This window comes from Candidatus Sphingomonas colombiensis (assembly GCA_029202845.1).
In the GTDB taxonomy this organism is placed as follows: domain Bacteria; phylum Pseudomonadota; class Alphaproteobacteria; order Sphingomonadales; family Sphingomonadaceae; genus Sphingomonas; species Sphingomonas colombiensis.
Genome location: CP119315.1, coordinates 2,171,204 through 2,197,657 on the forward strand (window position 1 = coordinate 2,171,204; position 26,454 = coordinate 2,197,657).

Annotated in this window: 23 protein-coding genes; 8 read left to right on the forward strand and 15 right to left on the reverse strand. The window is 64.5% G+C overall.

The features are described from left to right. Window positions 1-8 precede the first annotated feature (8 nt). The 3 genes from P0Y64_10490 to purD form a co-directional block, all read right to left on the reverse strand. Window positions 9-944 (reverse strand): DnaJ C-terminal domain-containing protein, encoded by a 936-nt coding sequence (locus P0Y64_10490; protein ID WEK41836.1) that lies wholly within the window; start codon window positions 942-944, stop codon window positions 9-11. Window positions 945-1,006: 62 nt separating this feature from the next. Further along, entirely contained in the window at window positions 1,007-1,726 is a 720-nt protein-coding gene (locus tag P0Y64_10495) for a hypothetical protein (protein ID WEK41837.1), read from the reverse strand. A gap of 57 nt (window positions 1,727-1,783) precedes the next feature. After that, window positions 1,784-3,034: a phosphoribosylamine--glycine ligase gene (gene purD / locus P0Y64_10500; protein WEK41838.1), complete on the reverse strand. Its 1,251-nt coding sequence runs from the start codon at window positions 3,032-3,034 to the stop codon at window positions 1,784-1,786. On the opposite strand from purD, the gene xseA reads away from it, so the two are divergent. From xseA to P0Y64_10515, 3 genes are read left to right on the forward strand one after another with little or no spacing between them, the layout of a single operon-like run. Continuing rightward, the gene (gene xseA / locus P0Y64_10505) at window positions 3,034-4,398 is read left to right on the forward strand and encodes an exodeoxyribonuclease VII large subunit (protein ID WEK41839.1); all 1,365 of its coding nucleotides are present in this window, start codon (window positions 3,034-3,036) and stop codon (window positions 4,396-4,398) included. The two genes, purD and xseA, sit on opposite strands and share 1 nt — an antisense overlap. A gap of 12 nt (window positions 4,399-4,410) precedes the next feature. After that, on the forward strand, window positions 4,411-4,611 hold the full coding sequence (locus P0Y64_10510) for a DUF2093 domain-containing protein (protein WEK41840.1): 201 nt from the start codon (window positions 4,411-4,413) through the stop codon (window positions 4,609-4,611). Further along, the gene (locus tag P0Y64_10515) at window positions 4,608-5,519 is read left to right on the forward strand and encodes a M23 family metallopeptidase (GenBank protein ID WEK41841.1); all 912 of its coding nucleotides are present in this window, start codon (window positions 4,608-4,610) and stop codon (window positions 5,517-5,519) included. Before P0Y64_10510 ends, P0Y64_10515 begins: the two co-directional genes overlap by 4 nt. A gap of 119 nt (window positions 5,520-5,638) precedes the next feature. On the opposite strand, the gene P0Y64_10520 is transcribed toward P0Y64_10515, so the two are convergent. Then, window positions 5,639-6,166, reverse strand: coding sequence for a hypothetical protein (locus P0Y64_10520; GenBank protein WEK41842.1), 528 nt, complete (start codon window positions 6,164-6,166; stop codon window positions 5,639-5,641). A 228-nt stretch (window positions 6,167-6,394) separates the two neighbouring features. Here P0Y64_10520 and P0Y64_10525 point away from each other — a divergent pair, with 228 nt between their 5' ends. Further along, window positions 6,395-9,562 carry a TonB-dependent receptor gene (locus P0Y64_10525; protein ID WEK41843.1) on the forward strand — a complete coding sequence of 1,056 codons (3,168 nt, stop codon included), beginning with the start codon at window positions 6,395-6,397 and terminating at the stop codon, window positions 9,560-9,562. Between the two features lie 57 nt (window positions 9,563-9,619). On the opposite strand, the gene P0Y64_10530 is transcribed toward P0Y64_10525, so the two are convergent. Next, window positions 9,620-10,738, reverse strand: a complete 1,119-nt coding sequence (locus P0Y64_10530; GenBank protein ID WEK41844.1) for a sulfotransferase — start codon at window positions 10,736-10,738, stop codon at window positions 9,620-9,622. Between the two features lie 601 nt (window positions 10,739-11,339). On the opposite strand from P0Y64_10530, the gene P0Y64_10535 reads away from it, so the two are divergent. Further along, the gene (locus P0Y64_10535; GenBank protein ID WEK41845.1) at window positions 11,340-11,615 is read left to right on the forward strand and encodes a hypothetical protein; all 276 of its coding nucleotides are present in this window, start codon (window positions 11,340-11,342) and stop codon (window positions 11,613-11,615) included. A gap of 18 nt (window positions 11,616-11,633) precedes the next feature. Here P0Y64_10535 and P0Y64_10540 read toward each other — a convergent pair whose 3' ends face one another. Then, window positions 11,634-12,584 carry a hypothetical protein gene (locus tag P0Y64_10540; GenBank protein WEK41846.1) on the reverse strand — a complete coding sequence of 317 codons (951 nt, stop codon included), beginning with the start codon at window positions 12,582-12,584 and terminating at the stop codon, window positions 11,634-11,636. Window positions 12,585-12,616: 32 nt separating this feature from the next. Between P0Y64_10540 and P0Y64_10545 the strand changes: the two genes are divergently transcribed. Next, window positions 12,617-14,032, forward strand: coding sequence for an aspartyl/asparaginyl beta-hydroxylase domain-containing protein (locus P0Y64_10545; protein WEK41847.1), 1,416 nt, complete (start codon window positions 12,617-12,619; stop codon window positions 14,030-14,032). 25 nt (window positions 14,033-14,057) lie between these two features. Here P0Y64_10545 and P0Y64_10550 read toward each other — a convergent pair whose 3' ends face one another. Further along, window positions 14,058-15,032 (reverse strand): hypothetical protein, encoded by a 975-nt coding sequence (locus P0Y64_10550; GenBank protein WEK41848.1) that lies wholly within the window; start codon window positions 15,030-15,032, stop codon window positions 14,058-14,060. 90 nt (window positions 15,033-15,122) lie between these two features. Here P0Y64_10550 and P0Y64_10555 point away from each other — a divergent pair, with 90 nt between their 5' ends. Next, window positions 15,123-16,046, forward strand: a complete 924-nt coding sequence (locus P0Y64_10555) for a TauD/TfdA family dioxygenase (protein ID WEK41849.1) — start codon at window positions 15,123-15,125, stop codon at window positions 16,044-16,046. 90 nt (window positions 16,047-16,136) lie between these two features. Here P0Y64_10555 and clpB read toward each other — a convergent pair whose 3' ends face one another. After that, window positions 16,137-18,716: an ATP-dependent chaperone ClpB gene (gene clpB, locus P0Y64_10560; GenBank protein ID WEK41850.1), complete on the reverse strand. Its 2,580-nt coding sequence runs from the start codon at window positions 18,714-18,716 to the stop codon at window positions 16,137-16,139. A 128-nt stretch (window positions 18,717-18,844) separates the two neighbouring features. Between clpB and P0Y64_10565 the strand changes: the two genes are divergently transcribed. After that, the gene (locus P0Y64_10565; GenBank protein WEK41851.1) at window positions 18,845-19,618 is read left to right on the forward strand and encodes a class II aldolase/adducin family protein; all 774 of its coding nucleotides are present in this window, start codon (window positions 18,845-18,847) and stop codon (window positions 19,616-19,618) included. Between the two features lie 85 nt (window positions 19,619-19,703). On the opposite strand, the gene P0Y64_10570 is transcribed toward P0Y64_10565, so the two are convergent. The 7 genes from P0Y64_10570 to rbfA form a co-directional block, all read right to left on the reverse strand. Beyond that, complete coding sequence (locus P0Y64_10570) at window positions 19,704-20,765, reverse strand: class I SAM-dependent methyltransferase (protein ID WEK41852.1); 1,062 nt, start codon at window positions 20,763-20,765, stop codon at window positions 19,704-19,706. Between the two features lie 189 nt (window positions 20,766-20,954). Next, complete coding sequence (gene pnp, locus P0Y64_10575) at window positions 20,955-23,291, reverse strand: polyribonucleotide nucleotidyltransferase (protein WEK41853.1); 2,337 nt, start codon at window positions 23,289-23,291, stop codon at window positions 20,955-20,957. Between the two features lie 192 nt (window positions 23,292-23,483). Beyond that, window positions 23,484-23,753: a 30S ribosomal protein S15 gene (gene rpsO, locus P0Y64_10580; protein WEK41854.1), complete on the reverse strand. Its 270-nt coding sequence runs from the start codon at window positions 23,751-23,753 to the stop codon at window positions 23,484-23,486. 24 nt (window positions 23,754-23,777) lie between these two features. After that, window positions 23,778-24,674 carry a tRNA pseudouridine(55) synthase TruB gene (gene truB, locus P0Y64_10585; GenBank protein WEK41855.1) on the reverse strand — a complete coding sequence of 299 codons (897 nt, stop codon included), beginning with the start codon at window positions 24,672-24,674 and terminating at the stop codon, window positions 23,778-23,780. Then, window positions 24,671-25,363, reverse strand: a complete 693-nt coding sequence (locus P0Y64_10590) for a site-2 protease family protein (protein ID WEK41856.1) — start codon at window positions 25,361-25,363, stop codon at window positions 24,671-24,673. The genes truB and P0Y64_10590 overlap by 4 nt, the downstream gene beginning before the upstream one ends. Window positions 25,364-25,451: 88 nt before the next feature. Then, window positions 25,452-26,039: a thymidine kinase gene (locus P0Y64_10595; GenBank protein WEK41857.1), complete on the reverse strand. Its 588-nt coding sequence runs from the start codon at window positions 26,037-26,039 to the stop codon at window positions 25,452-25,454. Window positions 26,040-26,060: 21 nt separating this feature from the next. After that, window positions 26,061-26,441, reverse strand: coding sequence for a 30S ribosome-binding factor RbfA (rbfA, locus tag P0Y64_10600; protein WEK41858.1), 381 nt, complete (start codon window positions 26,439-26,441; stop codon window positions 26,061-26,063). Window positions 26,442-26,454 lie beyond the last annotated feature (13 nt).

Genomic DNA, 26,454 nt, shown 5'->3' on the forward strand with positions numbered 1-26,454 from the left:
CACGGGAATCAGACGCCCATCGCGGCGCGCGGGTTCCCCCCACCATCCCAACTATCCACGAATTGCTGAAGCGCGGCGTCGTCCGCGGGCACGTCCACCATCAGCGTAACGAGCTGATCGCCGCGTCCGCCGCCCTTCTTGTGGAAGCCTTTGCCCTTTAGCCGCAGCACCTTGCCGGATGACGAGCCGGCGGGGACTTTCAGCATCACAGGCTTTTCGACCGTCGGCACCTTCACCGCGCCGCCCTTCACCGCCTCGGTGAGCGTTACGGGCAGATCGAGCCGCACGTCATCGCCTTCGCGGACGAAGAAGCGATGCGGCGTCACCTCGATCGTTACGATCGCATCGCCAGCGCCGCCGGGGCCGGCCTCGCCCTTGCCGGAAAGGCGCATCTGCGTGCCATCTTCGACACCGGCGGGGAGCTTGAGGTCGATCGTCTTGCCGTCGCCGAGCGTGATGCGCTGCGGCTCCAGCGCGGCCGCGTCGACGAACGGCACGCGCAGGCGATAGGCGACATTGGCGCCCTTCGCGGGCGGCTGGCGCCGGCCGAAGCCGCTGGCGAAGCCGCCGCCGCCACCACCGCGCCCGCCGAACAAACCCTCGAAAATGTCGGACATATCGGCGCCTTCGCCGCCGAATTCGAAGCCCTGCGAGCGGAAGCCGCCCGCGCCGCCGGCGCCACCACGGCCGCCGCCGAAGCCGGCACCGAACGGGGAGGTGGGGTTGCCGTCGGCGTCGATCTCGCCACGGTCGAAGCGTGCGCGCTTCTCCTTGTCGGTCAACAGGTCATAGGCGGCCGTGACCAGGCTGAAACGCTCCGATGCCTTGGGGTTGTCCTTGTTGCGATCGGGATGCAGCTCCTTCGCGAGCTTGCGATACGCCTTTTTGATGTCCGCTTCGGATGCGCCGCGCGCGACACCCAGCGTCGAATATGGATCGGCCATCGATTCCCCGTTGGTGTGTTACCCGACTATGTGGGGCGTGCGCGGCGCAAGCGCAATGCGGCTCACAGCTTGCCGAACACCGCCTCGAAACCCGCGCGATCGCCAGCGGCCAGAAAACGCGCCTGCTCGATCCAGCGATCGCGGTTCATGCGGCCGGTGAACGGCCCGAGCCGCGCGTCGAGCGCCTCGGCCTGCGCGGTATCGAGCGCGGCGAGCTGGCCGACGGTGGTGATGCCCAGTTCAGCAAGCCGCTCCGCCAGCTTCGGCCCCAGTCCCTTGAGCTGGGTGATCGGGCCATCGCCGGGTGGCGGGCCTTCCGTCACCGGCGGCGCGGGTGGAGGGGCAGGCGGCGCGGGCGGCTGCGCGACGGCGGCTTCCGCCGCCGGGGACGCCTCCAGCGGCGCAGCGGCGACGATCGGCTCGTCGGCGAACGGCGCGGGATCGATCGACGGCTCTTCCGCCGCAGGTTCCTCGATCACCGGCTCCACGATCACCGGCGGTTCGGGCGCCAGTGGCGGGGGTGGGGGGGCGACCGGCAGCGGCGGCGGCGAGACGGGCGCGGGCTCGGCGGCCCGCGCGGGTTGCTCGCTCGCGGCGCGCTGGCGCTCGGCGGCCTTGCGATCCTGTTCGGCGACCAGTTCCTCGATCCGCTCGGCGGCGACGCGCTGGCGCTTGAGGTGCGCGCCCCACAGGATGCCGATAACCGTCAGCACCGCGAACACAACGATCAGTGCCAGTGCGATCGTCGTCAATGTGCCGGTATCCATCACTCTAGGGCCCATATCCTGCTCCCGTGTCGAACGCGAAGCCTTAGTCCGCTAACCGCGCCTGTCCAGCGGTCAGATCGCGCGCCAGCCGATGTCGCGCCGGCAAAAACCGTCGGGAAAGTCGATCGCATCGACGGCGCGATAGGCGATATCCTGCGCGCTCTTCACGTCCGCGCCGGTTGCCGTGACGGTCAGCACGCGGCCGCCGCTGGCGACGAGCTGGCCATCGACCTCCTTCGTGCCCGCCTGGAATACCACCGCGCCGGTCGCCTCGGCCGCGTCGATCGCGGAGATCGCCCCGCCGGCCTTGGGGGTGCCCGGATACCCCTTTGCCGCCATCACCACGGTCAGTGCGATATCGGACGAGAAGGCGGGTTCGGGCTGATCGGCCAGCCGCCCTGCCGCCACGGCGAGCAGCAGCTCGACCAGATCGCCGGTGAAGCGCGCCATCAGCACCTGGCATTCGGGATCGCCGAAACGGACGTTATATTCGATCAGCTTGGGGCCATCGGCGGTGAGCATCAGCCCGGCATAGAGCACGCCGACATAAGGCGTACCGGCATCGGCCAGAGCGTCGATCGTCGGGCGGACGATCTCGCCCAGCGCGCGCTCCTCCAGTTCCAGCGTCAGCACCGCCGCCGGGCTATAGGCGCCCATGCCGCCGGTGTTCGGCCCGGTATCGCCATCGCCGACGCGCTTGTGATCCTGTGCCGAGCCGAAGGATGCGGAGACGGTGCCGTCGGAAAGGACGAACAGGCTGACCTCAGGCCCTTCGAGCATTTCCTCGATCACTGCTTCGGCGGGGCCGTCCGCGAACAGCGCCTCGATCGCGGCCTCCGCCTCGGCGCGGCTGGTGGCAACCGTCACGCCCTTGCCGGCGGCGAGGCCATCGGCCTTGATGACGCATTTCTCGCCGAAGTCGTCGAGCGTGGCGAGCGCGCCATCCTTGCTGGTGACGCGAAAATAACGTGCGGTCGGGATGCCGACGCGCGCGCACAGATCCTTGGTGAAGCCCTTCGACCCTTCAAGCTGCGCCGCGGCGCGGCCGGGGCCGAACACCGGCACGCCGATCGCGCGGATATTGTCGGCAAGCCCCTCGACCAGCGGCGCTTCCGGCCCGATCACCACCAGCCCGATTTTTTCGCGACGGCAGAAATCGATCACCGCGCGATGATCCGACACGTTCAGCGCGGGGATCGTCGCATGTTGCGCGATGCCGGGGTTGCCGGGGGCGGCGAACAAAGTATCGAGGGTCGGAGATTGCGCCAGCTTCCATGCCAGCGCATGTTCACGCCCGCCCGAGCCAACCAGTAGAATATTCAATGTCCGATCCCTTTTTTGATCCGCCGGGCCGGCTGGTAGCCGAGCCTGCCCCCGGCAGCAACGCGCCCGCGCTGTCGGTCGGCGAACTGTCGCAGCGGCTGAAGCGCGTGGTGGAGGGCGAATTCGGCCATGTCCGCCTGCGCGGCGAGATTTCCGGCTATAAGCGCGTCGCCTCCGGTCATGCCTATCTCGCGCTCAAGGACGAGGCGGCGGTGATCGATGGCGTGATCTGGAAGGGGCAGGTCGCGAACCTTGCTTTCCGCCCGGAGGACGGGATCGAGGTGATCGCCACCGGGCGGCTGACCACCTATCCCGGCCGCTCCAAATATCAGATCATCATCGAGCGGATGGAGCTGGCCGGCGCGGGCGCGCTGATGGCGTTGCTCGAAAAGCGTCGCGCCGCACTGGCGGCAGAGGGGCTGTTCGACGCGAGCCGCAAGCGCCGTTTGCCTTTCTTGCCGCGCACGATCGGCGTGGTCACCTCGCCGACCGGCGCGGTGATCCGCGATATCCTCCACCGGCTGGAGGATCGCTGCCCGAGCCACGTGCTCGTCTGGCCGGTGAAGGTGCAGGGGGAGGGCGCGGCCAACGAGGTCGCGGCGGCGGTGCGCGGCTTCAACGCGCTGCCCGAAGACATGCGGCCGGATCTCATCATCGTCGCGCGCGGCGGCGGCTCGATCGAGGATCTGTGGGCGTTCAACGAGGAGGTCGTGGTGCGCGCGGTCGCCGGCTCCGGCATCCCGACGATCTCGGCGGTCGGGCATGAGACCGACACCACCTTGTGCGATCACGCCGCCGATCTGCGCGCGCCTACTCCCACCGCCGCCGCCGAGCTGGCGGTGCCGGTGCTGGCGGACCTTCGCCTGACGATCGCGGCGCACGCCCAGCGCGCCGAACGCTGCGCGCGGCGCTATGTCGAGCGCGGGCGCGAGCGGCTGGAGGCGCAGGCGCGGCTGATGCCGACGCGCGATCGGTTGCTCGGCCCGCAACGTCAGCGGCTCGACGACACCGGGATGCGCGCCGATCGTGCGCTGGAGCGGCGCGTGGCGCAGGCGCGTAGCCAGCTCGATCGCATCGCCGGCGCGCTCCGCCCCGCCGCGCTCGATCGCCGGTTGGAGGCGGCGCGGCAGCGGCTCGACGATTTCGGGCGGCTGCTCGCGGCGGTCGATCCCGATGCACCGTTGCAGCGCGGCTATGCCCGCGTCACCGCGCGCGGCGGCGCTACCGTGGCGACCGTCGCGGCGGCGCGCGGGGCAGGAGGCGTTACGCTACACTTCCGCGACGGCACCGTCGACGCCAAGGTTGAGGGCGCGCGGCCGCGTGCCTATGCTCCGCCTCCACCCGAACAACCTTCGCTGTTATGAGTTTGTGATCCGATGCTGATGTCCAATACCGATCGCCCCGCGCGGCTGCACTATCTCCCCAACGGTTTTCGTGTGCTTGTGCCGGGCGATCACGTCCTGTGCGCGGCATCCGGCGCGCGCATCGCGCTGGAAGATCTGCGTTATTGGGACATTGCCGGCCAGCGCGCCTTCGCTTCCGCGGCGCTGGCGACCGAGGCACTCTCGCCACAATGAGCGGCGCGGGCCGGGGGCTGGCGGCAGCGACGCTAGTGATGGCCGTCGCCGGCTGCGTCCCGCCGCCGGCCGATCGGGCCGCTCCGATGCCGGCGCGCAATGCCCCGCCGCAGGCGAGGCCGCTTGCCCCTCCGCCCCCCGCTGAAGCCGCCCGTTTCATTTTATCTGGCACCGCGCGGCAGGGTGCGGTGATGCTCGGCACCGCGCCGATGGGGACGACGGGGCTGTCGCTCGATGGCGCGCCCGTTGGGTTCGCGCCCGACCGCCGCTTCATCATCGCCTTCGATCGCGATGCCGGCCCGCGCGCCACGCTGGTCGCGACGCTCGCTGATGGTCGGCAGGCGACGCAGTTATTCGATGTCGCGCCCGGCGATTGGCGGCTTGAGCGACTGGATACGGTCGCCAAGACACCAGTGCCGAGCGCAGAATTCGCACGTCGTCGTCCGCCCGAACTCGCGCAGATCAAGGCCGCGCGAGAGATGCGTACCGACGCGCAGGGCTGGCGTCAGCATTTCATCTGGCCCGCGACTGGCCGCATCTCGGGCCTGTTCGGCGCGCAACGCATTTATCGCGGCGAGCCGGGCGCCTATCACGGCGGGGTCGATGTGGCGAAGCCGACAGGCTCGCCCGTCGTGGCGCCCGCTGACGGCGTGGTGATCCTCGCCGCCGCAGCGCCCTTCACGCTGGAGGGCAATCTGCTGATGATCGATCACGGCAGCGGGTTGAACAGCGCCTTCCTGCATCTTTCGAAGATCGAGGTGAACGTCGGCGATCACGTTCGGCAGGGGCAGGAGATCGGACAGGTCGGCGCCACGGGCCGCGCGTCAGGGCCGCACCTGCATTGGGCGATGATGTGGCAGGGAAGTCGGATTGATCCGATGCCGCTGGCCGGGGAGATGGGGCGGTAGCGCCGGGCGGCTTGAATGGAACGCGGTGCGACATTTGCGACCGGATGACGGGGCGAATTTCGCCTTGTCGGCGGCCACCCGTTCGAAGGAGCGCGCCAGCCGCTTGAGACGCAACCGATTTACCTGATCCGCGCCCCGCGATAATTTTTCCCGTCGACAAAAATGAAATAGTTGCCGAGCGCGCCCTTCTTTATGCGAACGGCGCTTCCCGGCTTCGGCGGGAAATTGACGGGATCGGTCGTTTGCCAGGTGGCATCGTCGTCGGAAAGCGTGATTTGTATGCGATCGTTGTTGACAGGGCGCACCGACGCAATCGTCGAATTTATTTCGACGAACGGTTCCTTGCTGCCGAACAGATCAACTCTTGGCAAAGCAAATCCGAACAGTGATTTTTTTATATTTTTTACGTCGTTTTTATCGACGATCTTGAAATCTTCTTTCCCGATCGACGTTTCCAAAGAGGTGGCGAAGCGCTCGAAGCAGGCGAGCCTCGATGGATCGTTCGAGATTTTCCGGCATTCCGAAATGGCCTCGAGCATTCGGCCCGTTGCGTTGTCTGCACTGGTGCGCGTGTCGGCATAAGCGGCTTGGGCCGACAGAACGGCCGGTACAATGGCTAACGCGGCGAGATATCTGATCTGCATCATATGGCCTCGATTTCGTTGGCGAGGTTACGGGGTGCGATTGGTCGGCGCAAGTCCGCCTTGTGTTGCGCATCTACTACAGTTCGGTGGTGAAATTCCGTGGTGTGGCCGAGTGCGATTGCTGTCGACCTGCGAACTGCTAGTGTCCCATTCCATGTCGCTGCGGGCTCGCTCGTGCGATGGCCAAGAATACGGATAACGGCGCAACGCCGGAAAGTAAGGGGATACAAAATGATGTTGCCATATCGATCGCAGTTGCTTGCGACGACGTTGCTTGTCGGCGCTGCGGTGGCTTCACCGGCTGCCTTCGCGCAGACCCAGCCCGAAGCGCCGCAGGCAGCGACGCCAGCGGCAACGGATACCACGACCGGCGATATCGTCGTCACCGGCTCGCTGATCCGCAACCCGAACCTGATTTCTTCGACCCCGGTGTCGGTGGTCAACCAGGACGAACTGAATCTTCGTCAGACGAACACCGCGGAGCAGGTGCTGCGTGACCTTCCGGGCGCGGTGCCAAGCATCGGCTCGTCCGTGAACAACGGCAACGGAGGCGCTGCATTCGCCGACCTTCGCGGTCTGGGCAATTTCCGCAACGTCGTGTTGATCGATGGCGCGCGCGTCGCCCCGTCGAACCTGGTCGGCCTGGTCGATTTGAACAATATTCCGCTGGCGCTGGTGGAGCGCGTTGACACGCTGACCGGCGGTGCCGCGACCACCTACGGCGCCGACGCGGTGTCCGGCGTCATCAACTTCATCACGCGCCGCGATTTCTCCGGTGTCGAAGCCTCGGTTTCGAACCAGATCACCGGGCGCGGCGATGGCAAGACTTTCCGTGGCGATCTGACGATCGGCGCGAACCTGGATGACGGGCGCGGCAACGTCGTGCTGTCGGTCGGCTATCAGAAGGCCGATCCGGTTTATCAGGGCGCGCGCCGCATCTCGCTCAACAACTATACATCCACCTCGGGCAGCGTTGGCGGTTCGGGCACGACCGTGCCGGGGCGCTTCACGCTTGGTGGAAAATATAACACGATCGTTCCGTCGACGGGGCAACTGCGTCCGTATGTCGGCGCGACCGACGGGTTCAATTTCAACCCGTTCAACGTGTTCCAGGTGCCGTTCGAGCGTTACAATATCTACGCTGCCGGTCACTATGACGTGGCTGACAATATCGAGGTATATGCCCGCGGCATATTCTCGAAGAATAAGGTCGAGACGATCATCGCGCCATCGGGCGTGTTCGGTCAGTTGCTGACCATTCCGTACAGCAATCCTTATCTGCCGACGCCGGCACGTAATCAGTTCTGCGGCGCCAACGGGCTGACGCAGGCACAGTGCGACGCGGCGGCTGTCGCGACCGACCCGAACGATCCGAATTTCAAGACGTTCACCACGACGGTCGGACGGCGCATGCCCGAAGTCGGGTCGCGTCTGTCGCAATATGTGACGCAGTTCTTCGATTATCGCGCGGGCGTGAAGATCGGCGTGACCGACACCATGTCGCTGGATCTGACTGGCGCATACGGCGAATCCGAAAACCGGCAGACGCAGTCCAACTACGTTTTGATCTCGCGACTGCGTAGCGCGGTTTACACCACGAGCGCGACGAGCTGTAATCTTGGCGCGTCGCCGACGATTGCGAATCCGAACCCCCTGCTTCCGCCGCTGGCGAACGCAGGTGCGGCAACCAATGCGGGAACGGGTTGCGTTCCGGTCAATATCTTCGGTCCCAATGGGTCGATCACCCCGAATCAGGTCCCGTATCTGACGGCGTCGGCCGGCACTGCGCAGTTGACGACGCTGGCGCAGGCCCGCGCGCTGCTGAGCGGTGATTTTGGGCTTACGCTGCCATGGGCCGACAATGCGGTCGGCTTCGCGCTCGGTGCCGAATATCGTCGTTATACTGCGACGCAGACGGCGGACATCCTGTCGCAAACGGCGGGTGAACTCGGCGGCGCCGGTGGCGCAACGCCGAATTACACCGGCGGCTACGACGTCAAGGAAGTGTACGGCGAAATCAACGCGCCGATCGTTGCGGACAAGCCGTTCTTCAAGTCGCTCACGATCGAAGCGGGCATCCGTTATTCGTCCTATTCGGTCCACGCACCGTCGAACCCGAGCTATAATACGACGACCTATAAGGCGGGCGGCACGTGGGAGCCGGTGGATGGCTTCAAGATCCGCGGCGATTATCAGCGCGCAGTCCGCGCGCCGAACATTGCCGAGCTTTTCTCGCCGTTGAATACCGGGCTGACCAACCTCGCGGTTGATCCTTGCCGCGCAACGAACACGGCGATGCAGGTCGGAAACGCCGCGTATAATCCGAATCTCGTCGCGGTCTGCCTTGCGCAGGGCGCGCCGGCTTCTACGATCGCCGCGATCCAGAATCCGACCGCCGGTCAGGCGAACGCTACCACGTCGGGCGGCACCTATCTGCGGCCGGAAACGTCGGACAGCTATACGCTCGGCATCGTGTTCCAGCCGAGGATGGTGCCAGGGCTGTCGATCACCGTGGATTATTACAACATCCAGATTCGGAACGCGATTTCACAGCCGGTTCCGGGTGACCTCATCACGGGTTGCTTTGGCAACAACAGCGGGACGGCGGCGAACGTCAACAACCCGATCTGCCAGTTGTTCAAGCGTAACCCGGTCACTGGTGGCCTCGATGGCGATCCTGCCACTACACAGGGCCTGCTGTTCCCGGCGACCAACTCGGGCCGCATCCTCACGGACGGCATCGATCTCGGCATCAACTATCGCCGCGATCTCGGCTTCGCGAAGCTCAATCTGAGCTTCATGGGCAACTGGACGAGCCGTTCGAAGTTCCAGGCGCTCACGCCTGGGTCGGTCGTGCCGGCCGGTGCGGCGATCGGCGCCGGACTCGCGCTTCCGACGACCGATATGCGTGAATGCGTCGGCTATTACAGCCAGAACTGCGGTTCGCCTGGTTCGGCGGGTCCGTCGTCGGCCGCCGGCTCGCTTCAGCCGAAATTCACTTGGAACCAGCGCACGACCCTGTCGTTCGAGGGTGTGGATCTTTCGCTGCTGTGGCGCCATATCGACTCGATGCGTGCCGAGCCTGGTGTCGTTAATGCCTTCTCCGCGTCAAATCCGAACGGCGGTAATCCGGACGGTACGCTGAGCGGTGGCGTGCTGAATGGCAAGAAGGTCGATTTCAGCCGTATCCCTGCGTACAACTACTTCGATCTGTCGGCTCGCTTCAGTGTGTCGCCGAATTTCGACTTTACCGTCACTGTGATGAACCTGTTCGACAAGGATCCGCCCATGGTCGGTGGGACCGTTGGTTCGACCTCGTTCAACAGCGGCAACACCTATCCGTCGACTTACGATGCCCTTGGGCGCCGGTTCGCGATTGGTGCAAAGCTCAAGTTCTGATCGAACTACCAGAACTGAAAATGGAAAGGCGGGCCGTTTGGCCCGCCTTTTCTTTTGCTAGTCTGATCCGAAGCGGGAAATCCATGGCTTCAGGATTGGGAATGCCGGTTCCAATTGTCGTTCGTAACGACGCCACTGACCGCCCCCGTTGTACAAACCCTTGCGGACTTGGGTTTCGCTGGCCGTACGAACGCCGCGACGGCTGGCGGTCCGGTCAAATGATTTGAAGTCATCGGTCCAACCAAGCCCGGTGAATTCCGCCAGCGCCCGCACCGTGTTTTCGAAATCCGTCACCAGGCGATCGTAGCGTAACTCGTGGAAGGGCAACGGGAGACGTTCTCGGCACGCATCGATCAATCGCATCATCGCGTCATAGTGCCGGGCGGTTTCGATCAAGTCGCTAAATGCCCAAGCCGCGGTGCCGGGAGTGAAATTGATCCGGAAACAACTAAGCACGATATCCCGGGGATCGCGGCGCATGATGATGATCTTAGCGCGCGGGAACAGGCGGGCGATAATTGGCAACTTGATGGCGTTGAACGGATTCATGTCGACGAACGTTCGCCCGTTCACCTCGCCGCCCATTTGGTTGACGCGAGCCCAATATGATTTGCGAAGCGTTGTAACGAGCGCGGGGTCGAGCCGATCAAGATCGGGCATCACGCCATCATTGCGCATCAGATGTTCGTCGATATCAGCGAATGTATCGCGTTCTTCCAGCGCGATAACGCCGGGTGCGCTGGCGAGAATATTCTCGACGAGCGTGGTGCCTGAACGAGGATAGCCAAGTAGGAAGATGTGATTTGCCGCCTCGCTCGCAGCTATTTCGTCTGTTCCTTCCGGCGCCGATATTTCTGTCGTTTTCTCGACTTGTTCGCGAATCTTTTCGATGAACGCGCGATGCGACGGGCGATCGGCGCGCGGCTCAAGCAACGCGCGATACGCCTCGACGAAGCAACGCTGCGCCGCCCGATAGGATTGGAAAGCTTCGTCGATCAGATCCTGCCGATCAAAGGCGTCGCCCTGCAAGGTCAGCGCGCGAATCCGATCCTCAGGCACCAGTTTGCTCGCGAGGAGTATTTTCAGGCGATCGGCCGCGGATTTGCCATCGCGCGCCTCAATGTCGAGTATGGCCAGCGCGGATCTTGCGGCGGGTTCGATCGGGTTCAGCGCCAATGCTTGCGCGGCACGATCGCGGGCATCGATGATATCGCCGCGCCGCGCCGCGGCATCGGCCCAACTTGCCGAATGCCGGGGCAAGCTGGTTGTCGAGCGCAAGAGTGCGCGTTCGTAGCTGTCGGTCGCCTCGGTAGTATTGCGGAGCGCGTCGAGCACATATCCGCGCTCGAGCCACGCGGCGGCGTGACGCGGCTCGATCGCCACGGTTTCGATCGAGCACGGAGAGTGCTTCCTCAAGAAAGCCTTGTTTCCGCAAAACCGCGCCGATTGATCCGAGGATCAGCGGGTCCGATGGATTGATCGCCAGCGCGCGTCGCAAAAGATCATGCGCCTTCGCATAATCCCCGGCTTCTTCGCGGGCGCCACGCTGCGAGGTTGAGGAAAAGCGGGTCTATTTCGCCAGCCGAAAGAGCGCGCTCGGCGAATTTGGCTGCGTTGACGAGGTTGCCGACAGACAATTCCCGTTGAACCGCCGCGCGATAATCGTGGTTTTTTTTCATTCCGGCCCGTTGAAATGATCCGCTGGGGATTGGCATATAGCCAAAATCGTCGTCTAAGACTCTGGTTGTCGCAAGTATTTTCGGGCGGAGGCGTGTGTATGAAGGCGCTGGCAGTTTTGCTGTTGATTTCGGGGGTTGGCGCGATGCCGGCCATATCGGCGCCTGCGCTCGCCCAGAACAAGGCCGATGCACCCGAGCGCGCGGCCGACGATCGCAATAAGGTGATATGCAAGCGCTTCATCGAAACCGGCTCCCTCGTCCGCGGCTATCGCATGTGCAAAACCAAATTGGACTGGGAGCGCGATCGCGAAAATTTCAAGTCGCAGCCGGGTATTGATTCGTGTCGCGCGCGCGCGACCGGCGGCCCTTGCTGATCGCGGTTTTTGTGCGGTTCAATCGAGCAGCGGCGCATCGAGCGACAGGCTGATCCCCGCGCCGCGCGCGACCACTTCCGTCCAGGTCGCGACCTTTTCGATTTCATCCGCGTGATGCTGGGCGGCGCCATCATGCAACGCTCGCCGCGCATCGGCGTCGAACGCGGTATCGAATTTGGCGTGACGGCGGAAAACATCGCTCTCGGCGATCGCGCGGATCGCGGCTTGATCCAGCCCAAGGCTGAAGAAGTCGTTCAACTGCGTCAATGCCAGTGCCGGAGCGGCCAATAGTCGCTCGCTATCAAGCGTCCGAACGCGCGCGCGACCGAAGCGGGCGACGAGGCCGGCGAAGACCTTCTGATGCGCGAGCCAGCCGACCGCCGCCACCTGAAGGTCGCTTTGCCCCAGATAGTCGCGTGGAGAGAAGCCGAGATCAACCAGCCGATCGTCGAGCATCCCCACCAACATCGTGCGCACCCACAGCCGCCCCTCCAGCCCCTTGCTGGCGATGGAGGCGAGATAGGTGCGCAGCGGCGCGTGCAGCAGCAATGCGTTGGCGTCGCTTCTCAGGGTCATCATCGCATCCGAGATGCCATTCGCCACTGTCGACGGCTTCAGGATCAACGCTTCGGCCGGATCGAACGGCCGAGCCAGCAGGGAAAGCATGTCCCGCAGCACCACCGCCTGATCGACACCCGGTTCGCCCCGCCTGCGCCATCCGATCATGTCGTTGAGGATCACCGGCTCTTTCAGCGTCAGTGCGTGGCCCGGTCGATCAAGCGCGCGAGCGAGAAGTGTCGAACAGCAATAAGCCGAGTGAAAGATGAAATGCTGCCGTGCCGGGGCGAGCGCCTCGATCCGCAAATCGGTTCGGGGTACGGCGCGTTCCTCGCTTGCGGGGAGGTGCTCGTCGGTCAGGAATGTCGCAGCATCATAGGCGGATCGCGGAACACGCCGCAGATGGATCATATCCTGTCCGGGGTCGTAGCGATGGGCGAGCCATGACGAATCCCGAATCAATTCGGCTGCGGCGGAGGCTTTCGTCGATACCGGGTTCATGCCTCACTGGTGCGCGATCGCTCCCTGCATTGTCTAGCCTCGAACCGACGTATAGCGTCGGCGGCGTGGAACAGATCGAAATACAGCAATTGCTTATGGCGGCCCGGCGCGCGGGCGAGGCGGGCCGACCAGAGGAAGCGGCTGGCCTCTATCATCGGATATTGGCGGGCGCCGGGGAACAGGCCGCCGCGCTGAACGCGCTTGGGATGATGTCTCTGGGGAGCGGCGATCATTCCGCCGCGGTGGGCTGGTTTCAGCGGTGCGTGAGCGCCGATCCGCAGGCGCCCGATCTTCAAATGAATCTGGCCACGGCCTATCGTCGGCTGGGCGACTTGGCGGGCGAACGCGCGGCGCTGGAAGGCGCACTTTCGCTTGACCAGCGCCATTTCATGGCACTGGTGCGCCTGGCCGAGCTTCACGAGCGGACGGGCGAAAACGCGCGCGCGGCGGAGCGGTGGCGGGGCGTCGTCGCGATGGGGGCGATGATCGATGAACGCTCTCCCGCGCTCGACGGGTTGCTGGCGCATGCGCAAGACTTTGTGGCACGCGATCAGGCCCGGTTTGCGGCCGTTACCGACGAGGGCCTGGCCGAGCTTCGCGGAGAATTGGACGCGCATGAGAAGCGGCGCTTCGACGCGTGCATCGATCATGCGCTTGGCCGGCGCAGCATCTACGTCAATCAATGCGCGGGAATGCACTTTCCGTTCCTGCCGGCCGAGGAATTCTTCGATCGCGAGCATTTTCCATGGCTGGCGGAGATCGAGGCCAAAACCGCTGTTATCCGCGCCGAGCTTGAGGCGATCCTCGCGGAGGATGCCGGCGCGATCCTCCCTTATGTGAACATGAAGGCCGGAACGCCGGCCAACAAATGGACCCCGCTGGACGGATCGCTCACCTGGGGTGCGCTGCATCTGTGGAAAGACGGCAAGCGGAACGAGGCGGCCTGCGCCCGTGCCCCGCAAACAGCAGCCGCGGTAGAGGCGATCCCGCTATCCGACCTGCCGGGGAATACGCCGACCGTCTTTTTCTCGATCCTGCGGCCCGGTGCGCATTTGCCTGCGCATTCGGGAGTCAGCAACGTCCGCTCGATCGTGCATCTGCCGCTGATCGTGCCGGAGGCGTGCGAGTTCCGCGTCGGTGGAGAAACGCGGATTTGGGAGGAGGGTAAGGCCTGGGTGTTCGACGATACGATCGAGCATGAGGCATGGAACCGTTCCGATCGCGCGCGGGCGATTCTGATCTTCGACGTGTGGAACCCGTATATTTCCGACACAGAGCGAAAGATGCTGCGCAAATTCTACGAGATTTCATCGGCGAACCGCGATCTCGCCGGGCAGGGGATCAACGTCGCCGATTGAGCGCCGCCGCCGCGGATGTCGCAAGTCAGATGCGGAGTTGTGCGTCGATGATCGCCGCCGGAACGTGTGCGTCGCGTTGCGTCGCCTGTTCCACCCAGGCCCGCGCGGCGGCGATTTCCGGCGCAAGTGTTGCTACGAGCGCGTCGCGCCGCGCGAGCCTCGCTTCATTGTCGAACGGCACCGACGGCTGTTTGGAATAGGATGAGAACAGCGGCCCGGAAACCACCTCGCGCAATGTCTCGGTCGTAGCGTCGATTTCGAGATGGCGTGCGCCGGCCGTCAGCGTCGGCAGCGGATCGTTGAAGAACGATTCCGCATCGAGCGTGCGGGCATTGGGAGACGCCGCCAACGCGCTCTCGAACGCCTTCATCTGCCCATGCCAAAGCGCGGCCGCGCGCTCGGCGACGGATAGCTCGCCGAGATTGCCCAAATGCGCGTCTAGCTGGCTGGTTATGCGCTTCACCCAATCCCGATGGTTATCGCTCCGCAAGATCGCGAGCAGATAATCCTCCAGCGTGGCGAACAGCATGATTGCCCGCATCGGCGCGACTGAGTGTTGAGCGAGCGCCGGAAGCAGGAAATTCACCGGCACGTTGGCCTTGATCAATGTCGCCGATTCTGGCCGATAGCGTTTGCCAAGCATTGCGGTCGTCAACGCCAGTCGCGTCGGATCAGGCGCTAGCGCCAATTGCCGCAGCGCCAGCGGCTCCCGCAATACAAGGTTGCCGCCGAGAAAATCGAGCGCCCGTGCCAGCAGGGTCGATCCGCAATGCGCGATATGGAAGATCCAGCTTGTCGATTGCGGTGGCGGGATATCGCGGGTGATCGCGGCGAGCGGCAGGCGCATCGAGCCATCGTCGGCTGGTGAGATGCGATTATCCAGAAATATCGATCGCTGATAAGCGGCCCGGTCCATCGGCACGAATATCGCATCACCCGCATCGAACGAATGCAAATAATGGTCGGGGGAGGAAAACAGCTCGTTGAGTGTCAGCGTCATCGCGCAGGGGTATAGCTTGCCCCCGCGGAAGCGGCTATCCCCGCGCTTATGCCGCAAATATACCTTCCGACGCGAGAGCGCCCGCAGGTCGTGGTCGAAGCAAGCGCCGGAGAGACCATTCTCTCGCTCGATTCCGCGACGATCATCGAACTCTATAAAATGCATGGCGCGTTGCTGTTTCGCGGCTTTGGTGCCGATGTTGAGCAGTTCAGGAAGTTTACGCGGATTTTCTCCGCAACGTCTGTGCTGAACGAAAGCCCTGGGCGACAGGCGATCGATCAGGACGCCAATATTCACACGGTTGATGGCGGTGTTCGGGAATTTTCCCTTCATCCAGAACTTTCGCGTGAGCCGTGGAAGCCGGATATGGCGATGTTCTGCTGCCTTTCCGCGCCAAGTTCAGGTGGGCAGACGACTATATGTGACGGCGTGCAACTGGTGCGTGAGCTGCCGGAGCAATTGCGGGCGCGGCTGGAGGGGCGTCGCCTTCTTTATATCAAGGCGACCTGGCCGGAGTTATTGGAGTTTTGGCTCGGCACCCGCTCGCCGAGCGACCAGCAACTGCTATCCCCGCCTGCGTCCTGTCCTTACGATTTTCGACGCATAGACGGTCAAATCGTCCGAATTTTTACGCGGCCGATGCTTCATCGTCCGATGTTTATCGATGCGCCGGCGTTCGGCAACTTTTTGCTTTTTGCTCGCTTCAACAACAATCGCCCGGATTTTCCGTTGCTCGACGACGGTTATCCTGTCCCTGAGGCATGGCTTCAGGGGATCAAGGCCACGGGCGATCGGCTGAAGGTGGCGATCGATTGGCGCAATGGCGACGTGCTGATGCTGGACAACACCCGCTTCATGCACGGGCGCGCCGCTATCCTTGATCCGGGCGAGCGCTTGATCGCAACTTACTTCGGCTACCTCCGCTTCGCGCTCCCCGATTCGGAAGAGCCGACGGATCCGATCTGGCGCAAGCAGGATTTTCGGCCGCCTTTTCCGCCCGATTTGCCGCGATAAGAATTACGGCGCGCCCAGAAATAGCGAGGCCGGCCCGATGCGATCGAGCCGGCCGCCGCTTGAAGTGTGGTGCGCGGTTATGGTGGCGCGTCAGCCCACCGCCAACGCCAGTTTGCCATCCCCTTCATCGACATTGACCGTCGCGCCGTCCTTCACGTCGCCGCGCAGGATCATCTCGGCAAGCGGATCCTGCAGATAGCGTTGCACCGCGCGTTTCAGCGGGCGGGCGCCATAGACGGGATCATAGCCCACGCGGCCGAGCCACGCGCGCGCCGCGTCCGTCAGCGCCAGCGTCACCTTGCGGTCCGCCAACAGCTTCTGCACGCGCGCGATCTGGATATCGACGATCGGCCCCATGTGCGCCTGGCCCAGCCGGTGGAACAAAATGATCTCGTCCAGCCGGTTGAGGAATTCCGGGCGGAAATGCGCGCGGACCACGTCCATCACCTGCGGTTCGACCGTTTCGACATCCTCGCCCTCGCCGAGATTGGCGAGGAACTGGCTGCCGAGGTTCGAGGTGAGGATGATCAGCGTGTTCGAGAAATCGACCGTGCGGCCCTGACCATCGGTCAGCCGCCCGTCGTCGAGCACCTGCAACAACACGTTGAACACGTCGCCATGTGCTTTCTCCACCTCGTCGAACAGCACGACCTGATATGGCCGGCGCCGTACCGCCTCGGTCAGCACGCCGCCTTCCTCATAACCGACATAGCCGGGAGGCGCGCCGATCAGCCGCGATACGGCGTGCTTCTCCATGAATTCGCTCATGTCGATGCGCACCATCGCATTGGGATCATCGAACAGGAATTCGGCGAGCGCCTTGGTCAGCTCCGTCTTGCCCACGCCCGTCGGGCCTAGGAACAGGAACGAGCCGAGCGGCCGGTTGGGATCCTGTAGCCCGGCGCGCGCGCGACGGACGGCGGTGGAAACGGCGCGCACGGCATCGGCCTGACCGATCACGCGTTTGCCGATCACCTCCTCCATCTTGAGCAGCTTCTCGCGCTCGCCCTCCAGCATCCGATCGACGGGCACGCCGGTCCAGCGGCTGACGACACTGGCGATATCGTCGGCGGTGACTTCCTCTCGCAGCATTGCGCCCTTGGCCGCGCCCTGCGCCGCCTCGACCTGTTTCTGGAGCTGCGGGATCGTGCCGTAAGACAGCTCGCCCGCGCGTGCGAGATCGCCGTCGCGCTGCGCCTGTTCCAGCGCGGTGCGTGCGGCGTCGAGCTGTTCCTTCAGCTTCGCCTCCGCGCCGATCTTGTCCTTCTCCGCCTGCCAGCGTTGGGTCAGTTCGGCCGATTGCTGCTCGAGATTGGCGAGTTCGCTTTCGAGGTTGGCGAGCCGGTCCTTCGACGCCGCGTCGCTTTCCTTCTTCAGCGCCTCGCGCTCGATCTTGAGCTGGATGATGCGGCGATCGAGCGTCTCGATCTCTTCCGGCTTGCTCTCCACCTCCATGCGGATGCGGCTGGCAGCCTCGTCCATCAGGTCGATCGCCTTGTCGGGCAGGAAGCGATCGGTGATGTAACGGTTACTGAGCGTCGCCGCCGCCACGATCGCGCCATCGGTGATGCGAACACCGTGATGCAGTTCGTAACGATCCTTCAGCCCGCGCAGGATCGAGATCGTATCCTCCACGGTCGGCTCGCCGACGAACACAGGCTGGAAGCGGCGTTGCAACGCCGGATCTTTCTCGACATATTTGCGATATTCGTCGAGCGTCGTCGCACCCACGCAATGCAGTTCGCCACGCGCCAGCGCGGGCTTGAGCAGATTGCCCGCGTCCATCGCGCCTTCCGATTTTCCGGCGCCGATCAGCTGGTGCATCTCGTCGATGAACAACACGATGTCGCCCTCGGCGGCCTTCACCTCGTCGAGCACGCCCTTCAGCCGTTCCTCGAACTCGCCGCGATATTTCGCCCCCGCGATCAGCGCGCCCATGTCGAGCGCCATCAGCGTGCGGCCCTTGAGCGTATCCGGCACGTCGCCATTGGCGATGCGCAGCGCGAGCCCCTCGGCGATCGCGGTCTTGCCGACGCCGGGCTCGCCGATCAGGGCAGGGTTGTTCTTGGTGCGACGCGCGAGGATCTGGATCGTGCGACGGATTTCCTCGTCGCGGCCGATCACCGGATCGAGCTTGCCGTCGCGCGCCGCCTGCGTCAGATCGCGCGCGAACTTCTTGAGGGCGTCATAGCGATCCTCGGCCGATGCGGTATCCGCGGTGCGGCCGCCGCGCAGCTGGTTGATCGCGCTGTTCAATCCTTCCGGCGTGACACCGGCGGCTTTCAGCGCCTTTCCGGCGGGCGTGTTGAGCGCCAGCGCCAGCGCGACGAGCAGCCGCTCGACCGTGACATAGGAGTCGCCGGATTTCTGCGCGATCTGCTCGGCGGAATCGAGCACGCGCACCGCATCATTGTTGAGGCCGGGGCTGGTCTGCGCGCCGGAGCCGGACACGGCGGGAATCTTGGACAGCGCAAGATCAGTCTCGCTCGCTGCGCGCCGCGCGTCCCCACCGGCTGACTGGATCAGCCCGGCGGCCATGCCCTGCTCGTCCTCCAGCAGCGCCTTGAGCAAATGCTCGGGCGTGATCTGCTGATGGTTCATGCGGATCGCAACGGTCTGCGCCGACTGGAGGAAACCCTTGGCGCGGTCAGTGAATTTTTCGAGGTTCATGATGCTCCCCTTGAGATGGCAGGGATGTAATGTTGTATTTTTACCACACAAGGGGGTGGGGCAACGACAGTAGAGATAGCAACGGATTGGGGATACAACAGTTGCAAATCAAAACAGGAGAGCGACTCATGGCCACGCTGGCGACCGTGGACACCAAACCGCATTACGCCCCCGGTGAATGGGAGGCGCGGGTCGATCTCGCGGCGGCCTATCGGCTCGTTGCCTATTACGGCTGGGACGATCTGATCTTCACGCATCTGTCGGCGCGCGTGCCGGGGCCGGAACATCATTTCCTCATCAACCCCTATGACATGATGTTCGAGGAGATCACCGCCTCCAGCCTCGTCAAGATCGATGTGGAAGGCAATCCCGTCGGCGCGACGACGCACCCGGTCAATCCCGCCGGCTTTACGATCCACTCCGCGATCCACATGGCGCGCGAGGATGCGCATGCCGTGATGCACCTGCATACGCCGCACGGGCAGGCGGTGTCGGCGATGGAATTCGGGCTGTTGCCACATACCCAGACCTCGATGATCGCGGGGCACGATGTCGCTTATCACGACTATGAGGGCATCGCGACCGATCTCGATGAGCGCGAACGGCTGGTCGCCGACATTGGCGACAAGCACGCGATGATCCTGCGCAACCACGGCACGCTGACGGTGGGGGAGAGCGTCGGCGCGTGCTTCCTGCGGCTCTATTTCCTGGAGCGCGCGTGCGAGGCGCAGGTGCTGATGCTGTCGGCCGGCAAGGATAATCTCAACAATCCGCCGCAGGGCGTGGAGGACAAGGTGGCACGTCAGTCCAATCCAAAGGGCATGGGAATGCTGGCCGAGCGGCTGGCGTGGCCGGCGCTGCTCAGGAAGCTCGACCGGATCGATCCGAGCTTCAGGGACTGAGCTGGGGCGGGGAGGTGTCAAAAAGGGCGGCTCCCCGCGCTTTGCCAAATTCAGCGTGGACCGATCGGGCGCGGCGAAACGCGCGTCAGCTCGCCTCCAAAACCATGTTGAACGGCCCCTCCGTCGCGCGGCGGACCTTGCTGAACCCACCCTCGCGAACGATCCCGGAGAGCCTTGCCTCGCCGGCCTGCGCACCAAGCCCTTCACCCACTTCCTGATCGAGCGAAGTCGGCACGCAGATCATCGTCGACGCGTTGTAATAGAGGCGGCCGACCGGATTGAGGTTCTGCTCCGGTTGGTCGCCGGCGATCGGCTCGACGATCATCCAGCGTCCGCCGGGTGCCAGGATGCGACGCATATGCGCGGCGCACCCGCGCGGATCGCCCATATCGTGCAGGCAATCGAACATGGTGACGAGATCGAAATCGCGTTCGGCAATCTCCTTCGCGGTGGAGGTTTCGAAGCGAACCCGCTCGCTCAGCCCGTGTTTCGCGGCGTGGCGACGCGCTTCCTCGATCGAAGGTTCGTGGAAATCATAACCGATGAACGCGCTTTCGGGATAAGCCTGCGCCATCAGCAGCGTGGAAAAGCCGACGCCGCACCCGACGTCCGCCACTTTCGCGCCGGCCCGCAGCTTCGCCTCCGCGCCGTCGAGTGCCGGAATCCATGACTGAACGATATTGTTGACATAGCCGGGCCGGAAAAACGCGCCGGTCGCGCAGAACAGGCATCCGGCATGATCGCCCCAGCGCACGCCGGTGCCGTTGCGGAAACATTCCTCGACCCTCGGCTCGGCCTCGATCATCGCGGCGACCAGCTCGAACGCGCCGGCCAGATAGACCGGGCTGTCGCTGTTCTCGAAAACCATCGCCTGTTCGGGCGACAGGCTGAATTCATCCTCGGCCGGATCAAAGTCGATATAGCCATTGGCCGCCTGCGCCAGCGCCCATTCGCGGACGTAGCGCTCGTGCAGGCCGCCTGCTCTGCGCGCGAGTTCGGCCGCGTTGGCGGGGGCGGACGAAAGGGCTTTGAACAGCCCCAGCCGAAAGCCCAGTCGAACGGTGGGCACGCTCATCGCGCCGCCCAGATCGCCCAGCATCTTCCCTACAAAGGCGTGCAGCTTCGCTTCGTCGATCGCCGCGGACATGATCCTCTCCTGTGGTTGCTCGGTCTCCGGGTTGGGAGAGTGCACGTGAAAATATCACAGCGGCGCGCGGGCGGTGAATTGGTGGAAACCGCCACGTCGCGCCGGAAGAGGGCAGGGCACGGGCAAAGAAAAAAGGCCCCGGCAATCGCTGCCGGGGCCTTCTTCATTTTGCCTTGAGCGGCGATGCGATCAGTCGCGGTCGCCGGTCAGGAAGGCAGGGGCGAACTCGGGCGCGGGGCCGTCGTCCTTGCCGCCTTCGCTGCGCTCACGACGCGGGCCGCGATCACGGCGCGGGCCACGATCGCCACCACGGTCACCACCGCGATCGCCACCACGGCCGCCGCGATCACCACCACGATCGCCGCCGTCGCGACGCGGGCCGCGATCACCGCGATCAGCGCGCGGTTCGCGTGCCGGGCGGGTGTCTTCCAGCTCGGCGCCGGTTTCCTGATCGACGACGCGCATCGACAGGCGAACCTTGCCGCGCGGATCGATCTCAAGCACCTTGACCTTGACTTCCTGGCCTTCGCTCAGGACGTCGGAGACCTTCTCGACGCGCTCGTTCTTGATTTCGGAGACGTGGACGAGGCCGTCCTTGCCGCCCATGAAATTCACGAACGCACCGAAATCGACGAGGTTGACGACCTTGCCGTTGTAGATCTTGCCGACTTCGGCTTCCTCGACGATGCCCTTGATCCAGTTCATCGCCGCTTCGATCTGCGCGCCATCCGAGGAGCTGATCTTGATCACGCCCTCATCGTCGATGTCGACCTTCGCGCCGGTGGTGGCGACGATCTCGCGGATCACCTTGCCGCCGGTGCCGATCACGTCGCGGATCTTCGACTTGTCGATCTGCATCGTCTCGATGCGCGGCGCATGGGCGGAAAGCTCGGTGCGGGTTTCGCCCAGCGCCTTGTTCATTTCGCCCAGGATGTGCGCGCGGCCTTCATGCGCCTGCGCCAGCGCGACCTTCATGATCTCCTCGGTGATACCGGCGATCTTGATGTCCATCTGGAGCGAGGTGATGCCTTCGCTGGTGCCGGCCACCTTGAAATCCATGTCGCCGAGGTGATCCTCGTCGCCCAGAATGTCGCTGAGCACCGCGAAGTTCTTGCCTTCGAGGATCAGGCCCATCGCGATGCCGGAAACCGGGCGCTTGATCGGCACGCCGGCATCCATCAGCGCGAGGCTGCCGCCGCAGACCGTCGCCATCGAGGACGAGCCGTTGCTCTCCGTGATGTCGCTGGTGACGCGGATCGTGTACGGGAACTCTTCCTTCGACGGAAGCACTGCGTGTAGCGCGCGCCAGGCGAGCTTGCCGTGGCCGATGTCGCGGCGGCTGGGCGCCCCGAAACGACCAACTTCACCGACCGAATACGGCGGGAAGTTATAGTGCAGCATGAAGTGCTGATACGACAGGCCGTTCAGGCCGTCGATCATCTGCTCCGCGTCACGCGTGCCGAGTGTGGTGGTGGCGATGGTCTGCGTCTCGCCGCGCGTGAACAGCGCCGAGCCATGCGCACGCGGCAGGAAGTGGACCTCGGCCGCGATCGGGCGGACGGTCTTGGTGTCGCGGCCGTCGATGCGGCGGCCGGTCTTCAGGATCGCGCCACGGACGATTTCCGCTTCGAGCTTCTTGACCAGCTTCTGCGCGGCCATCTGCTCCTGCGGGGTGCGCTCGGCCATCGCCGCCTTCGCCTTCGCGCGCGCCGCGTTGAGCGCGTTCGAGCGGGCCGACTTGTCGACCAGCTTATAGGCGGCGTCGATGTCCTTGCCGACCAGCTTCTTCAGCTCGGCCTTCACCTTCGACGTATCGTCGGCGACCTTCAGCTCCCACGGCTCCTTCGCGGCCTTCTCGGCCAGGTCGATGATCGCGTTGATCACCTGCTGCGACGCGTTGTGCGCGAACATCACCGCGCCGAGCATGATCTCTTCCGACAGCTCCTTGGCTTCGGATTCGACCATCATCACCGCGTTGTGCGTGGCGGCGACGACCAGATCCAGTTCGCCCTCGGCGATTTCGGCGTCGGTCGGGTTCAGCTGATATTCGCCGTCCTTGTAACCGACGCGGGCGGCGCCGATCGGGCCCATGAAGGGCACGCCCGACAGCGTGAGCGCGGCGGAGGCGGCGATCATCGCCAGAACGTCCGGCTCGTTCTCGCCGTCATAGCTCAGAACCTGCGCGATCACGTTGACTTCGTTGTAGAAGCCTTCCGGGAACAGCGGGCGGATCGGGCGATCGGTGAGGCGGCTGATCAGCGTCTCACGCTCGCTCGCTCCACGCTCGCGCTTGAAGAAGCCGCCCGGAATACGACCGGCGGCGGAGAATTTTTCCTGATAATGGACGGTGAGGGGGAAGAAATCCTGCCCTTCCTTGACCGTCTTGGCAGCGGTGACGGCGCACAGCACGACCGTTTCGCCGAGCGTCGCGAGCACCGCGCCGTCGGCCTGGCGTGCAACGCGGCCGGTTTCGAGCGTCAGGGTCTTTCCGCCCCACTCGATGCTTACCTTTTGGGTGTCGAACATTTTATTTCCTTTGGACCGGCCGCCCTATGCGACCGGGGCCTAGAGGGGCGCCCACGAAAGTACTGCTTTCGTGGAAACCCGGTGTGCAGGCTGTCCGGCCTGCGCGGTGTTGGGCGAGATTTCGCCCATGCCCGTCCGCCGGATTGCGGAAGGGGCGAATACGAGAAGGGCGCCGCGAGGGCGCCCTTCCAATTACTTGCGAAGACCGAGCTTCGCGATGAGGGCGAGGTAGCGAGCCCCGTCCTTTTTGCGGAGATAGTCGAGCAGCGAACGACGCTGGTTGACCATCATCAGCAGGCCGCGGCGGGAGTGATTGTCCTTCGCGTGGCCCTTGAAGTGCTCGGTCAGGTTGCGGATACGCTCCGTAAGGATCGCGACCTGCACCTCGGGGGAGCCGGTGTCGCCTTCCTGGCGGGCATGTTCCTTGATGACTTCCTGACGGCGCTCTGCGGTAATCGTCATTAAATTCAGTCCTTCGACATCATATCACAGGTTGAAGCCGCGAACGACGCGGACCTCATGGTCCGCCACATCCACCAGCGCCACCGGCACATCGTCCAGCAGTGCCAGATGCATGCCATCGTCGACAGCAATCCCGGCCAGAACGCGCCCCTGACGGAGCGCCCCTGCCTGGTCGGGAGAGAGGGAGAGAGCCGGGATGTCGTCCAGCGCCGCCCTCAATGGCAGGAGAGGTTGTTCAAGCGTGCGGCCATTAGCGAGTTCGGCCAATTTGTCCAGCGATATCGCGTGCGACAGGTCGAACGGGCCGGCCTTGATACGCCTTAGATAGGTGACATGACCCACCGTTCCAAGCGCTTGCGCGATATCGCGGGCGAGGCTGCGGATATAGGTGCCCTTCGATACATGCGCGGTGAGCGTTATCTCGTCGAGCGCGGTGTCCGGGGCGGGCGCGGAATGGGGCGTCAGCGCGTGGATCGTCACGTCGCGGCTTTTCAGCACCACCTCTTCGCCGGCGCGGGCGAGATCATAGGCGCGGGCGCCGTCCACCTTCAGCGCGGAATAGGCGGGGGGCACCTGCGCGATCGGGCCGGTGAAACGCGCCAGCACCTCGATCAGCGCGGCGCCCGTCGGGCGAACCTCGCTCGTCGCGATCACCGGGCCTTCGCTGTCCAGCGTGTCGGTCTCCTCGCCGAAGCGGATCGTGAAATCGTAGATCTTCTCGCTGTCGAGCATCCGCCCGGCAAGCTTGGTCGCCTCGCCCAATGCGATCGGCAGCACCCCGGTCGCCAGCGGATCGAGCGTCCCGCCATGCCCCACCTTGGCCTTGCCATAGCCGCCACTGCGCAGCGCCCGTTTGACCGCGCTCACCGCCTGCGTCGATCCTAGCCCGAGCGGCTTGTCGAGGATCAGCCAGCCGTTCATGCGAACAGCGCCGCGAGGTTGAGATAGGCGCGCATCAGCGTCTCCACCGGCGGCCCCACGATATGCTGGACGATGCTGGCGCTCGGAAACACCATCGGCACCACCACCAGCAGCACGATCAACAGCGGAAAGCCGAACCGCCCCAGCTTCGCCCACTGCCAGGCGAGGGGGCGGGGGAGGATGCCTTCCACGACGTGGCCGCCGTCGAACGGCGGGATCGGCAGCAGGTTGAACACCGCGAGGAAGATGTTGATCATCAGGAAGTTGCGCAGGTTGTCCCACGCGAACCCTGCCACGCCTTGTGGCTGGCCTTCGCCGAGCGCATGCCCTGCGACGATACCGATCGCCACCGCCGCGACGCCCGCCAGCAGCAGATTCATCGCCGGCCCGGCGAGCGCGACCGCCACCATCCCCCAGCGCGGGTTGCGCAGCCGCTCCGCGCGCACCGGCACCGGCTTGGCCCAGCCGAATATCGGCGCCTTGGCGATGGCGAGGATCAGTGGCAGCGCGACCGTGCCGATCGGGTCGACATGGCGCAGTGGGTTGAAGCTCAGCCGGCGCTGCTCATGCGCGGTGGGGTCGCCCAGCACGCGCGCCATCAGCCCGTGCGCCACTTCGTGAAACACGATCGCGATCACGAGCGGGATGATCAACACCGCTGCGGCATAGAAGACGTTATCGGGGTTCATGACGCGTGATCTAGGGATGAACGCCGCGGATGAATAGGCGCGCGGGTGGAAGATTGTCCCCGGCCTATCGGGAGCCTGAACCGAAAGGTCAGCCGCTCGCCTCGGCCAGCGCGGCCGTGAAGTGGCGGCGACATAGCGCGACATAGCGATCGTTGCCGCCGATCTCGGTCTGGCGACCCTCCGCCACCGCGCGCCCGTCTGCATCGACGCGCAGGTTCATCGTCGCCTTGCGCCCGCATTCGCAGACCGATTTGATCTCGATCAGCGCATCGGCCAGCGCCAGCAGCCGGGCCGATCCCTCGAACAGCGCACCACGGAAATCGGTGCGCAAGCCGTAAGCCAGTACGGGAATATCATGCGCGTCGGCCACGCAGGCGAGCTGATCGACCTGTGCGGCGGTCAGGAATTGCGCTTCGTCGACCAGCACGCAGGCGATAGGCCCGCTGGCGTGGCGCTCCAGCACCATGGCGGCAATATCGGTCGCGCGGTCGAACATCGTCGCGGCGGCGGCAAGGCCGATCCGCGAGGTGATCGTGCCCGCCGCGAAGCGATCGTCCACCGCGGCGGTGAACAGCATCGTCGCCATGCCGCGCTCGCGATAGTTGAAATCGGCCTGCAGCAGCGTGGTCGATTTCCCCGCGTTCATCGAGGCATAGTAGAAATACAGCTTTGCCATCGCCCGCGCCCTCCGGCGTGTTCAGTCGAGATCCCGCGCGACGCCGGGCGCACGTAGCAGCGCGTCGATATGGCTGCCCTCGTCGAAGCTTTCGTCGCTGAGGAACTTCAGCTTGGCGGCATATTTCAGGTTGATGCGCCGCGCGACCTCGCGCTGGAGAAAGGCGGTGTTCGTCCGGAGTGCCTTTAGCACGGCCTCCTCGTCACGCCCGAGCAGCGGTTTCACGAACACGGTGGCGTGGCGCAGATCGGGTGACATGCGCACTTCGGTCACCGAGACGAGGTGGCTCGCCAGCGTGTCGTCATGCACGTCGCCACGCTGCAACACCTCCGACAGGACGTGACGCACCTGTTCGCCGACGCGGAGCGTGCGGACGGATTTTTCCTGCGGTTCTTTTTGCATCGCTGGACCTTCA

What these genes read in the sequence shown, in the direction of transcription:
- P0Y64_10490 (WEK41836.1), bottom strand. Translation starts at nt 944, where the DNA reads ATGGCCGATCCATATTCGACGCTGGGTGTCGCGCGCGGCGCATCCGAA.
- P0Y64_10495 (WEK41837.1), bottom strand. Translation starts at nt 1,726, where the DNA reads ATGGGCCCTAGAGTGATGGATACCGGCACATTGACGACGATCGCACTG.
- xseA (WEK41839.1), top strand. Translation starts at nt 3,034, where the DNA reads ATGTCCGATCCCTTTTTTGATCCGCCGGGCCGGCTGGTAGCCGAGCCT.
- P0Y64_10510 (WEK41840.1), top strand. Translation starts at nt 4,411, where the DNA reads ATGCTGATGTCCAATACCGATCGCCCCGCGCGGCTGCACTATCTCCCC.
- P0Y64_10515 (WEK41841.1), top strand. Translation starts at nt 4,608, where the DNA reads ATGAGCGGCGCGGGCCGGGGGCTGGCGGCAGCGACGCTAGTGATGGCC.
- P0Y64_10520 (WEK41842.1), bottom strand. Translation starts at nt 6,166, where the DNA reads ATGATGCAGATCAGATATCTCGCCGCGTTAGCCATTGTACCGGCCGTT.
- P0Y64_10525 (WEK41843.1), top strand. Translation starts at nt 6,395, where the DNA reads ATGATGTTGCCATATCGATCGCAGTTGCTTGCGACGACGTTGCTTGTC.
- P0Y64_10535 (WEK41845.1), top strand. Translation starts at nt 11,340, where the DNA reads ATGAAGGCGCTGGCAGTTTTGCTGTTGATTTCGGGGGTTGGCGCGATG.
- P0Y64_10540 (WEK41846.1), bottom strand. Translation starts at nt 12,584, where the DNA reads ATGATCCATCTGCGGCGTGTTCCGCGATCCGCCTATGATGCTGCGACA.
- P0Y64_10545 (WEK41847.1), top strand. Translation starts at nt 12,617, where the DNA reads ATGACGAATCCCGAATCAATTCGGCTGCGGCGGAGGCTTTCGTCGATA.
- P0Y64_10550 (WEK41848.1), bottom strand. Translation starts at nt 15,032, where the DNA reads ATGACGCTGACACTCAACGAGCTGTTTTCCTCCCCCGACCATTATTTG.
- clpB (WEK41850.1), bottom strand. Translation starts at nt 18,716, where the DNA reads ATGAACCTCGAAAAATTCACTGACCGCGCCAAGGGTTTCCTCCAGTCG.
- P0Y64_10565 (WEK41851.1), top strand. Translation starts at nt 18,845, where the DNA reads ATGGCCACGCTGGCGACCGTGGACACCAAACCGCATTACGCCCCCGGT.
- P0Y64_10570 (WEK41852.1), bottom strand. Translation starts at nt 20,765, where the DNA reads ATGTCCGCGGCGATCGACGAAGCGAAGCTGCACGCCTTTGTAGGGAAG.
- pnp (WEK41853.1), bottom strand. Translation starts at nt 23,291, where the DNA reads ATGTTCGACACCCAAAAGGTAAGCATCGAGTGGGGCGGAAAGACCCTG.
- rpsO (WEK41854.1), bottom strand. Translation starts at nt 23,753, where the DNA reads ATGACGATTACCGCAGAGCGCCGTCAGGAAGTCATCAAGGAACATGCC.
- truB (WEK41855.1), bottom strand. Translation starts at nt 24,674, where the DNA reads ATGAACGGCTGGCTGATCCTCGACAAGCCGCTCGGGCTAGGATCGACG.
- P0Y64_10590 (WEK41856.1), bottom strand. Translation starts at nt 25,363, where the DNA reads ATGAACCCCGATAACGTCTTCTATGCCGCAGCGGTGTTGATCATCCCG.
- P0Y64_10595 (WEK41857.1), bottom strand. Translation starts at nt 26,039, where the DNA reads ATGGCAAAGCTGTATTTCTACTATGCCTCGATGAACGCGGGGAAATCG.
- rbfA (WEK41858.1), bottom strand. Translation starts at nt 26,441, where the DNA reads ATGCAAAAAGAACCGCAGGAAAAATCCGTCCGCACGCTCCGCGTCGGC.